Here is an 11408-nt window from a genome sequence, read left to right on the forward strand (position 1 = left end):
ATACATTATTAAGTATTGAATGTCGGTTCTTAACCAATCCTGCACCTTTAGTTGTATATCCAATAGCTTTATCTAATTGGGCTTTTGTTAATCGCCCCATTCCTATAGTTTGTTCTTGTCAAGGTCTCTTGCGACTAAGACACATACTTGTTCGTTGCTTCCACGTTTCTTAGCTGAACCGCTCATTTACGAGGGGTTCTGTCTTTAATCTTTCTTTATTCTTTTTCAGAGTACAAGAAATAAGTCTCGTCCATTTCAACGATACGTTCGAAATTCGCTAATACATACCTATTTTAAGTTTTTTATTTTCACCAATTCTTCTTCTATTCCACTCATTATATCAAATGCTCCATCCGACTTATTCGAACAAACCACTACTTTAATGGATAAATCAGGATAATAAGCAGAATGAAAGCTAACCCCTGGATCATACCCCATAACGTGGTATTTAAGAATATTGTTATTTGTAGTCTTTTTAATCCAAATACCATAGCCATAATAGCCACTGTCATTGACTTGTATATGAGTGGATAATAGTTTATTTGTGTACGTTTCATTTAAAAGTTGAAAATTCATAAGTGCTGTCCACAACTTAGCCATATCATTAGTAGTTACATAGGCACCACCATCTGAACCACCTTTTACAGGTAATGAATAAATATTTGTTTTCCAACTTCCATCAACTTTATCAATATAGCCTAATGCTGTATTTGCCGGTAAAGCATCAAATGCAAAATACCCAGAATGCTTCATATTAGCCTGATTAAAGATGTGTGCTTGAATATAATCAGAGAATTCAAGTCCACTTACCCGTTCAACAATTAATCCTAATAATATGTAACCCGCATTATTATAATGAAACGATTCTCCTACTTTTGCTCTCATAGGTTCATCTTGAAACAAGGGTAAGAAATCTTCTAACTTTTTTATGTGATACATCGGATTTGTAACCCAAAGTTCCTCAAAGTCATCCATTACATCTTCGTCGAAATAATCTGGTATACCTGAAGTATGTGTCAGTAAATGATGGACAGTCACTTTTTCATCAACGTGTTTTAATTCAACATCAAGATGGTCCGTCAATTTAGAGTTAAAAGAGATCTCTCTCTTTTCAACGAGTTGACAGATTGCTATGGCAGTAAACAGTTTACATCCAGATGCGATTCCAAAACGTGTTGCAGAATTATTTTTTATTTGATCAGAACGATTTGCATAACCAAAGTTTTCTTCTGCTAACACCTTAACTTTGTCTTCAACTGATACTGAACCTGAAAAATCAACCTTGTTTTGAATATCTATAATCTTCTCTTGTATATTTTTGTTCACGGCTATTCCTCCCGTTAATTAACTATTATTCATTTATTAACCTTTTAAATAAAATAGGAGTACATTTGAACAAATAGATTCTGCCTAACTCTATTCCTATTTATTATTGTTCGATTATCATCATTGGTAAAGCCCCTTTCCAAATCAATGTTTTAACTATCACAAAATATTTCAAATTCTTATCCTGACTCTTTATCTGACCCTACCGGTTGTTTCAAAATTATTTACTTCATCATTTTGTGAGTAGAAATAAATTCTTTTCCCTTCCTTATCCAAATTCATTCCCAAACTCAATGTTACTTCCTTTATTTGCTCGTAATAAAACAATAATAAAATCTGCTTCCAATACAGCATTTCTTTCTTGCTGTCCTATTTCTTTTAAGTCCTAAATCGTTGAAGTTCAACGCTACATAAAATTTTTTCATAATGACAAATCCCCCTCAACACTTAAACTTGACTCACAAAATTAAAATCCTTCTTAAACGTTACTGCTTCGTTACTTTAAGTGCCTTAATTCACAAAGTAATTAATATTATTAAAAACCTTATTCATATATTCGCCAGGTAAGCCATCTATTTCACATATCTTTTCCGATATTAATTCCTTTTTTGAAATATTAATATACGTTTGTTTATTCAATCTTCTTTTTCAACTTAATTCAGTTTAGCATATTATTCCAATAAAAAAATCACATTATTACAGAAACAAGCTATCTTTTACAAGTTGATTGGTATGTTATCTTGCACAAAGCAAAAGCTAATAGGGAATATAAATCTTGTGAGAAGAGGACGTTAATATGACGAATGTAGATAATGATTTTTCTAAGAGTCACCTTCCTTTTTATAGTTTATATAGTGGAACGGGACAAGAGGTGACAAGTGATTTATATCAATTTACAAATCAAATAGTGAATCTGTTTTTTTACGGCGATCCTTATTCTACTGACTGGGTGTTGATTGATGCAGGTATGCCACATGGAAAAGAAAAAATTATGGCTGAGGCAGCAAGTCGAATGGGACATCAAAAAGAACCAAAAGCAATTATTCTGACGCATGGTCATTTTGATCATGTGGGAGCATTAGAGCCTTTACTTGAAGTGTGGGAGGTTCCAGTATACGCACATGCGCTTGAAATACCATATTTAACAGGAAAAGAAAATTATCCAAAAGGAGATTCAACAGTTCATGGTGGATTAGTCAGTGCGTTATCCCCATTGTTTCCGAATCACGGAATTGATATTTCATCATCCATCCAACCACTGTCGGAAACAGGGGTTATCCCATATATGCCAGGGTGGCAATGGATCCATACGCCAGGTCACACCCCAGGTCATATTTCCCTTTATCGTGAACAAGATGGCACATTGATTGCTGGAGATGCTTTCGTAACTGTTAAGCAAGAATCATTGTACAAAGTGGTCACTCAGAAAAAAGAAATTAGCGGGCCGCCAAAGTATTTCACACAAGATTGGCACGCTGCGAGGCTTAGTGTAGAAAAGTTGGCTAAACTGCAACCCAACATCGCAGTGACAGGCCATGGTCTACCAATGGAGGGGACAGAATTGCACTCATCATTAAAGCATTTAGTCGATAATTTTGATGAAATCGCTCTGCCGGGAACGAAACGAAATCATTAAAAAAGTCAGTGAGGATGCGATGCCTCACTGACTTTTTTAAGTTTGAAAATATATGTTACAAGAAATGAATAGCAATAAACCCGGATACACCGATTAGTAGCCCATAGATGATAGCAGGTACTAACGTCTTTTGAATAATTTCGCCTTCTTTTCCGGTTAAGCCCACCACTGCACTAGCTGCTACCACGTTATGCACACAAATCATATTTCCAGCACCTGACCCAAGCAGTTGAGAAGCTAAGACGATATTGTGATCCAAGTGAATATGATTTGCTACACTGTACTGAATTGGTGCAAACGTTAAGGTAGATACTGTCGCACTACCAGTAATAAAAGAACCAAGCTCACCTAAAAATGGTGCGACAAAAATCCAAATTGACCCTAAATTATTAGCAAACGTTAAAGCAATATATTGTGGCATGCTAGCTAAGTCATTTGCATTAAGTCCAGAATTACTAAAGACTTGTACCATTGTTAGTGTAGCTAACAAGGCAAAGCCAGTTGCTCTCATGGTAGAGACCGATTCCTTCGCTGCCTTTGTAAATGAAGAAAAGGGTTTACGCTGAATGAGCAGCGCTAGTAATGCCGCAATAGTTAAAATCGATCCAGGAGAATACAGGAATAGCCAACTAGAATTTATCGCATCTATTCCTAGTATGTTATTCCATGAAAAATCTAAGGCTGTTCTGGTAAAACGGTTTAACCATGGGATAATTCGTGTAAGAAGTAATAAGACAACTACAACAAGATATGGTGCCCAAGCCGTTAATAATCCCATTTTTGATGGTGTACTATCTAACTCAAATGCATCATCCATCGCCTCTTGCCAATCCGTTTTTGGCAGTAACCAACCTTTTTTAGCTGTGAAAGTTGCTACTAATAACACAGTTAAGGAAGCCAATATGGAAACGAACTCATAACCAACTAACCCTGCATAAACAAATGCAGAACCGGTATATAAAATACCGATGAATAATGTCCAAGGTAACATCGGTAACGCAGCTTTTATTCCATTTCCTTTGCCAAAGAAAGTTGTTAAAATGGCAACTAATATAAACGGAATAAATGTCCCTGCAAATAAATCTTGTAACGTTACTTGCTGCGCAATTTGATGAAAGAATGGAACACTTGCTCCTGGAATATTACTTAGTCCCACCGCAACAGGTGTACCAACTGCTCCAAATGGAACCGCCGTACTATCAGCAATCAATGCAATCGTCGCGGCTGCTAGTGGTCTAAATCCCAAAGCAATCATGAGCGGGCCTGTGACCATGGCTGGAGTTCCGAATCCAGAAGCCCCTTCAATCAATGATCCGAACAAAAAAGCCACAATAATCGCTTGCACGCGCATATCCTCAGAAATAATATGAAAACCTTGATTAATCCGATTAATGGCTCCCGTATGACGAAGTGTATTTAATATAATGATAGCTCCAAACAAAATCCATAAAATTGTCAATGTCTTATGTCCAGCTTGTAACAAGGAGGAAAGAATAATATTTGTTTGCATTCCCCAAGCTGCATAAGAAATTATTATTACTATTAATGCACTAATAGTCATTCCCTTTGTTGCTGGCATCTTTAGTAAAACCAGTGTAATAAATGGTACAATAATCGCGCTTAATGCAGCTATTAGTAGCATTCCATCACCTCTTATACTTATTTTAGTAGCGATTCTTCACTAAAAAATTCTTTTTTCTAAAAGCGTTCATTATAGCTTTCGCTAGAACCTATTCAAACATACATAATCCACCAAACACCAAAGGATTATTTAATTTAAAAACATTATTTAGCATTAAGTATAAAATATAGATAAATTTAGTGTAAAGCTGTATTTCTAAGTCACAATCACACACTGGGCTGTTAGATATAGGGCATTGGTAAAGTCTTCAATGGATAGGTATTTCTATCAAAAAAAACAAAGATGTAACGCTTGGCTAATTTAAAATAGGTGAATGACTAGGGCAATTCGCCGCGTTATGCATAAATTAAAATGTATTATTTAATAATTTATGGAGGTATGAATATGGATAATTACTATGCATATCAAATGATGTCACCAAACCACACGGACGGTATGATACAACCAAAGCCAGTGGTGGTCATGGAGCCATATGTTTACGCAGCTACACGTTCCTTAGTAGGAAAATACGTAGTAATTGAAACTTCAAGAGGGAGTATTTCAGGAATGGTAAAAGATGCAAAACCAGATCACTTAGCCATCCAACAACGTGATTCAACTTTTTTTGTGCGACTTTGTGAAATTGTTTGGATCATGCCTGATACTATAAAATAATGAAACAAAAGGACGAACCTGTTACTACATAGAATGTGTTACAGATTTGTCCTTTTATTTTTTATCATTTTTAGAAAGTTAGCTAGTAAGTTCTATTCCTATTCTTCTCTTCAACCAAGTTTCTACTTCTAATATCCATTTCGAAACATGTTGATTCAATTGGCTATTGTCGCGTGCACTAGCCTGATCAGCTAAGCTTAATCCATGATCACCTTCTTCATAAATATGAACTTCATAAGGAATATGATTATCAGCTAGGGCATGCGCCATTCGTAATGTTTGTTGAGCTGGTACCAAATCATCTGCTGCAGTGGCCCACAAAAACATTGGTGGTGTGGAAGCTGAAACATGTAACACTGGACTAATTTCTTTCATTAAGTTGTCATCTGGTTCTTTATAACCGCTAAAGGCTAGGTTAGACATTGCAAAGAAATGTTTATCATCAGGAGTTTGTGACATCGCACGCATCAACCAATGGTCATAATAACCATAACCAAGAATAGTTGCGGCTGGCTTGACTGGTTCTATTCTTTCATTAAAGTATTCCGTTATAATTGGCTTATCCCAATATACCGAATACATTGCGCAATTATGAGCCCCCGCTGAAAAACCACATAGCGCAATCTTTTCTACATCTACCAACCAGTCCTCAGCATGTTCCTTTATCGTAAGCATAGCTTGTCCAATTTCTCTCATCGGCGTTGGGTGTGTGATATTTTCATTAACTGACATTTCTTGATTCAATTCTAATGGTTGTGAACTCCCCCCAGTATAAGTTGAATATCGAAGAACAAACGCATGATAGCCCATCGCCACAAACCGCAATGCAACAGGTTCAGCTTCACGATCCGAACAATTGAGGTAAGCTCCTCCAGGACAGATAAGAATGGCTGGTCTTCTCTTTCCGTTTAATAATTCCGATGAATCGTCAAGCACATATGCCGTTAGCGTTACGTCATTTCTGTTTTCATAAAATTTAATTTTTTCAGTATACATAATTTTCTCCTCTCTTTTAGCAAAAATATTGCCTTTGAAAGCTGTGTACCTTATTTCAGTATATTTTATTATACGTGTAAGCGATCACATTTCATTTCATTAAAATGGCTTATTTTAACTAAAATTCAGTTTACACATTAGGTTCATCCATTCTTTATCCATCAAGGTGCAAATCCAAAATATAAAACACCAAGAATAAACAAAAGGAATGATCCCACCAAAATGAGAATAATACTAACCAATACATCAAGTGCGATTAGAAAACCTTTTACCCAACCTTTTTTGGTTAATGCAGCTTTAATCCAACGATAATTCATGACAAACAAAATATACAGGCTAAGCAGCATAAAAAATGAGAGTACCCACCCGCCAACTGCTTCAAATGTTTCAGATGAGGGATTGAAAAAATGTCCAGTCTGAAATTTCACTACCTGTGTGATTGCGATAAATAACAAATCCAGGACAAGCGCTATACTACCAATTATCTTAAACTCTTTTTTGGTTGTTCTTACCAATAATCCACCAATAACCAGCGTAAAAATAGCTGCAATAACATAATCCATCACGTACAAATCCCTTCTATTCCTTAATCAAGATCACCTCATGGATATTCAACCCATCAAGTTTCATTTGATACAGGTGATAATCAGCCTCATCTTGAAGAAATTGTTTATTAACAATAAAATATACGGTACCCCCAAGTGATAAGAAGGAGTTCCCAAAACAGCAGTAAAGCATATAGACAAAACTAAAATTGAATAAACCTTCGCCAATCAGCATTTCTCTAAATGGATAACTAATAACATGAACAATAAGTAGTGTGACCATCCAAGCTTTTCAGCATTTTGATCTCACCCATTGATAGCTTCCTTGGATTTCTTTTTTTCTTACCTACTATTAGGTGATCGAAACCTTATTTTTCATCCACCATAATTTAACTGTATTACAAACAACGTAACACACTCTATTTCAAAGGGCAATGGGGGTTGCCAAACTTTGTATAACGTCATTAAAGATATGGGGTTAATCAGATGATTAAGACAAAAACGGATCTAATCAGTCTGATTAGATCCGTTCTCGTTTAGTGAAGCTTCGGCCAAAATTCTTGGTTTACTTCCATTAAATCATCCAAAATAGCTTTTGCTACGCTTGCGCTCGGTACGGTTTTGGATAAAGTCAATGCTTGCCACAGCTTTTGATAGGATTGTTCATGCCAAGCTTCAACCACTAGTTTTTCTACGGCAACCTGTTGCTCCATCAATCCCTTTTGAAACCTTGGAATTTCCCCCATTACCAAAGGTTCTGGGCCGTTACTTCCTACGATACATGGCACTTCTACCATGGCTGTTGAGTCAAAATTCAGTAAGGAGCCATTATTCTCGACGATTAGTAGCATTCTTTCCTTTGTGTTATACGCAATTGCTCTTGCTAAATCAACAATATAAGATGCGTGTTCATCAATGTGCAGTTCGGTTCCTTCAGCTGTTTGATTTTCGATTATCTTTTTACATTCCCCAAAAACAAATTTCTCACGACCTGCCATTACTTCATTAGCCCTAGTATAAGTAGGATCAGCATGTGCCACTTCATAATCAGAATAGAAGTAATATTTTAAATAGGTATTCGGTAATGTCATTGGGTCTAGTACTTGCACATCTTTTGCTTTTGCAAAGGTATTATTCCAACTTTGATCGGCATGCTGTTTTGATTTATCTGCTGTTACATAACCATGTTTGGAGACATGTTTTCTCAAAGCTGGCAATAAGTCATTCCCCTGTTTATCTCGAATATCAAACCACCAACCAAAATGATTTAAGCCATAATATTTCACTTCCATCTCTTTTCTAGAAGATAATCCTAAAATAGAAGCCATTAATTCTTCGATGCCAATGGGCATATCACAAATATTTAAGATTTTGGAATTTGGTCGAAGTAAACGAGTTGCTTCGGCGACAATAGCTGCTGGATTAGAATAATTTAACATCCAAGCCTTTGGTGAATATTTTTCCATATAATCAACAATTTCTAATACACCACCTATTGAGCGCATTCCATAAGCAATACCTCCAGGGCCACATGTTTCTTGCCCAATCACACCATATTTTAATGGAATTTTTTCGTCCTTTTCTCGCATCGCGTATTTTCCAACTCTTATATGAGCCATAACAAAATCAATACCAGTAAAAGCTATTTCTGGATCAGTTGTAGCTTCAAAAGTAATTTCCGGCGCCCTTTCTTTTAATAAAATTTCACAAGCACCAGCTACAATGGCCTGCCTTTCTTCGTCATTGTCATAGAGCTTAATCTGATCAATTGGAAGCTTATCCATATGCTCCAACAACATTAATATAATACCTGGGGTAAATGTACTTCCTCCACCTGCAATTGTAATCGAAAACCTTTTCATTTCTTTGTCCTCCTTTAAGATAGATTTCTATTTATATCAAGCTTTCTTTTCTTGCTCTAGAAAGCTTTCAAACGAATCACGTACTTGAGGCACCGATAATCCAACAATGACTTGTATACTATCCTTATTTTTTACTAACCCATGTGCTCCGCCTAACTCTTTAAAATACGTATCTGTCTCTACTTTGGATGGATCGGCCACTGTGACACGTAATCTAGTAGCACAATTGGTTACGTCCACAATGTTCTTCGCACCACCCAGTCCTTCTAAATAAACTGCAGCTTTTTGGTCATATTCACTAGCATAAGCAGGTGATGATAGTTGATGTGACTTAGCATTTTTATAATCTTGCTTAGTATATAGCTTTGTTTCTTTATCCGCTTCTTCTCGTCCAGGTAATGGAATATCAAAGCGAATAATTAAATATTTAAATAGGAAGTAATAGATTCCAATAAAAATGATTCCAATAATAAATTGTGCAAGATATACTCCCCAATGGTTCCCAAAAAGCGGTATCCAGTTTGTTGCTGCGATTTCAATTAAACCGCCACCCATATTTCCTACAAGACCAAATGCGTGCATAATCGTCGTCATAGTTGCTACTAAAACAGCATGAATGGCAAACAAATATGGTGCAATAAATAAAAAGGTAAATTCAAGTGGTTCTGTAATACCTGCAACCACAGCGGTAAGTGTAGCAGCAAGTAGGAGTGCACCCACTTTTTTGCGTTTTTCTGGCTTTGCAGTATGATACATGGCTAATGCAATCCCAATTGATCCAAACATTTTTCCATTCCCTTGTAATAGGAACCCACCACCAGGAAAAATTTCTTTTAATGAAGCAGTAGATTGGGAATATTCATTTAGATGGGATATCCAATAAGCCTTCATTCCTTCTTGAACAACGGCAGGCCCATACTCAAACGGTGTGTAAATAAAGTGATGTAGTCCTGTAGGAATTAAGATACGCTCTAAAAAGTGAAACACCCAAACACCAATATAACCAGACGATTTCATAAATCCTTGTAATGAAGCAATTCCGTCTTGGACTATTGGCCAAAAATAACTGGTCACCAAAGCAAGAGGAATCATGACAAAAAAGGAAATCATGACAACAAACGGGCCGCCCTGAAACGTTCCTAATGAATCTGGTAATTTTTTATCATAATAACGATTATGGAGCCATACAACAATTCCCGAGATAATAATAGCACCAATAATATTTGTATCTAATGTCTTAATCCCAGCAATTTCTGTTAATCCACTAACGCCTCCAGTTTCTGCATCAAAATTCACTCCAAAATTGCTGCCCCACATACTAAGGATGCTATTGATGTAATAATTGAACATGAGATAGGCAGTTAATGCTGCTAAAGTCGCTCGACCTTGTGCTTTTTTAGCTAAAGATATTGGCAAACCAATGACGAAGACTAATTCCATTTGATTAAATACTGTCCAGCCACCATTTTCAATTAATGTCCATATTTGATACCATAAACTGTCTGGATTTGCTAGTGACCCCATAATCGTTTCATTTTTTAATAGGGTAGCAATCCCGACGATAATACCAAAGAAAGGGAATAATAAAACAGGAACAATCATTGCACTACCAAATCGCTGAATACTTTTCATCATGATATGAACCTCCTCCAAATTGCTTTCAAGATTGAATCAATAAGATTATTGAAAACGCTTTTATTGTAAGATTTAATGCATTTAGAAGCAATAGAAGCTGACGATTAAGGGACAGTAGAACAGAAGTAGAGTATCTTCCCAAAAGATGAGAATTTTCTCAGGTTACTAGCAGGAAGAAAGAAGCATTATCAGCAGAAAAGCAATTGAATGGAAATTTGTTATAATAGAGATAAAGCTTGGGATGGAGGAAAAGAATGAAACTAGAAGAAATTATTAACCAATATTATGATCAGTTAAATGAAAATGATTTATATATTTTAAAATACATCGTAACGAACAAAGATAGCTGCTACAAGAAAAGTATCAATGAATTAGCTGATGCATGTAATGCCTCTAGATCTTCTGTATTACGCTTAGCAAAAAAATTAAATTTCAGTGGCTACAGTGAATTTCGCGTCTTTTTGAAATGGGAAAATAAACAAGAATGCGCCAAGGGAAACCATACTGCTAGCTTAGAAAATAGTATTCAAACCACCTTAAAGGATATTCTTCATAAAGAAGGGGACGCAATCAATCAGCTACTCTTCCAAGCTAATCGAATCTTCATTTATGGGAGCGGGACTGCCCAGACATTATGTGCCTATGAAGCACAGCGGTTATTTGCCATTATTCACCATTACTTGATTGTTATTCATGATAAAGCTGAGTTTGATACCATTGCTTCCGACATTAGAGAAGATGATCTCGTTATTATTCTATCATTGTCTGGAGATACACCATCTTTAATACCACAAGTGCAGCAATTGGTAGTAAAAGATGTACCCTTCATTTCAATTACAAATTTAAAAAATAACAAGCTTGCACAAATGACACCTTATAATTTATATGCGACAAGTACAGCGACAAAAACTAACAATCAAACAGAACTGATTTCTTTTATTCCTTTTTACATTGCCCTTGAACTACTATATCGAAAGTATGTAGAATTCCTTGAGTCAAGCAATCAGACACCTATATAATAATCAATGATTTGTGTACCTTTTAGATGAAATTACAAAGGAACCAGTAGGTAAAACAGAGATGACCCATGGGGAGTTTTCTTTAGAAATAAG

9 protein-coding genes and 1 pseudogene are annotated in these 11408 nt (G+C 35.9%); 3 read left to right on the plus strand and 7 right to left on the minus strand.

Annotated elements, in window-relative coordinates; all coding sequences use genetic code 11:
- Positions 1-55: 55 nt before the first annotated feature.
- Positions 56-281 (minus strand): annotated as a pseudogene (locus tag DES48_RS10740) (IS1595 family transposase); the annotation flags it as partial.
- 7 nt (positions 282-288) lie between these two features.
- Positions 289-1326, minus strand: a complete 1038-nt coding sequence (locus DES48_RS10745) for a serine hydrolase domain-containing protein (protein ID WP_113869108.1) — start codon at positions 1324-1326, stop codon at positions 289-291.
- Positions 1327-2122: 796 nt separating this feature from the next.
- Between DES48_RS10745 and DES48_RS10750 the strand changes: the two genes are divergently transcribed.
- On the plus strand, positions 2123-2962 hold the full coding sequence (locus DES48_RS10750; protein WP_113869110.1) for an MBL fold metallo-hydrolase: 840 nt from the start codon (positions 2123-2125) through the stop codon (positions 2960-2962).
- Between the two features lie 55 nt (positions 2963-3017).
- On the opposite strand, the gene DES48_RS10755 is transcribed toward DES48_RS10750, so the two are convergent.
- Positions 3018-4604: an L-lactate permease gene (locus DES48_RS10755; protein ID WP_113869112.1), complete on the minus strand. Its 1587-nt coding sequence runs from the start codon at positions 4602-4604 to the stop codon at positions 3018-3020.
- A 384-nt stretch (positions 4605-4988) separates the two neighbouring features.
- Between DES48_RS10755 and DES48_RS10760 the strand changes: the two genes are divergently transcribed.
- Positions 4989-5258 carry a YuzF family protein gene (locus tag DES48_RS10760; RefSeq protein ID WP_245911388.1) on the plus strand — a complete coding sequence of 90 codons (270 nt, stop codon included), beginning with the start codon at positions 4989-4991 and terminating at the stop codon, positions 5256-5258.
- A gap of 78 nt (positions 5259-5336) precedes the next feature.
- On the opposite strand, the gene DES48_RS10765 is transcribed toward DES48_RS10760, so the two are convergent.
- The 4 genes from DES48_RS10765 to DES48_RS10785 all read right to left on the minus strand — a co-directional run bounded on the left by DES48_RS10765 (position 5337) and on the right by DES48_RS10785 (position 10293).
- The gene (locus DES48_RS10765; protein WP_113869114.1) at positions 5337-6254 is read right to left on the minus strand and encodes an alpha/beta hydrolase; all 918 of its coding nucleotides are present in this window, start codon (positions 6252-6254) and stop codon (positions 5337-5339) included.
- Positions 6255-6415: 161 nt separating this feature from the next.
- Positions 6416-6820: a hypothetical protein gene (locus tag DES48_RS10770; protein ID WP_113869116.1), complete on the minus strand. Its 405-nt coding sequence runs from the start codon at positions 6818-6820 to the stop codon at positions 6416-6418.
- Positions 6821-7335: 515 nt separating this feature from the next.
- Positions 7336-8661, minus strand: coding sequence for a 6-phospho-alpha-glucosidase (locus tag DES48_RS10780; protein WP_113869120.1), 1326 nt, complete (start codon positions 8659-8661; stop codon positions 7336-7338).
- 36 nt (positions 8662-8697) lie between these two features.
- Positions 8698-10293 carry an alpha-glucoside-specific PTS transporter subunit IIBC gene (locus DES48_RS10785; protein ID WP_113869248.1) on the minus strand — a complete coding sequence of 532 codons (1596 nt, stop codon included), beginning with the start codon at positions 10291-10293 and terminating at the stop codon, positions 8698-8700.
- Between the two features lie 257 nt (positions 10294-10550).
- On the opposite strand from DES48_RS10785, the gene DES48_RS10790 reads away from it, so the two are divergent.
- Positions 10551-11315 (plus strand): MurR/RpiR family transcriptional regulator, encoded by a 765-nt coding sequence (locus tag DES48_RS10790; RefSeq protein ID WP_113869122.1) that lies wholly within the window; start codon positions 10551-10553, stop codon positions 11313-11315.
- Positions 11316-11408 lie beyond the last annotated feature (93 nt).

Origin of the sequence: Paraliobacillus ryukyuensis (assembly GCF_003315295.1) — a bacterium.
GTDB classification, from domain to species: Bacteria; Bacillota; Bacilli; order Bacillales; family Amphibacillaceae; genus Paraliobacillus; species Paraliobacillus ryukyuensis.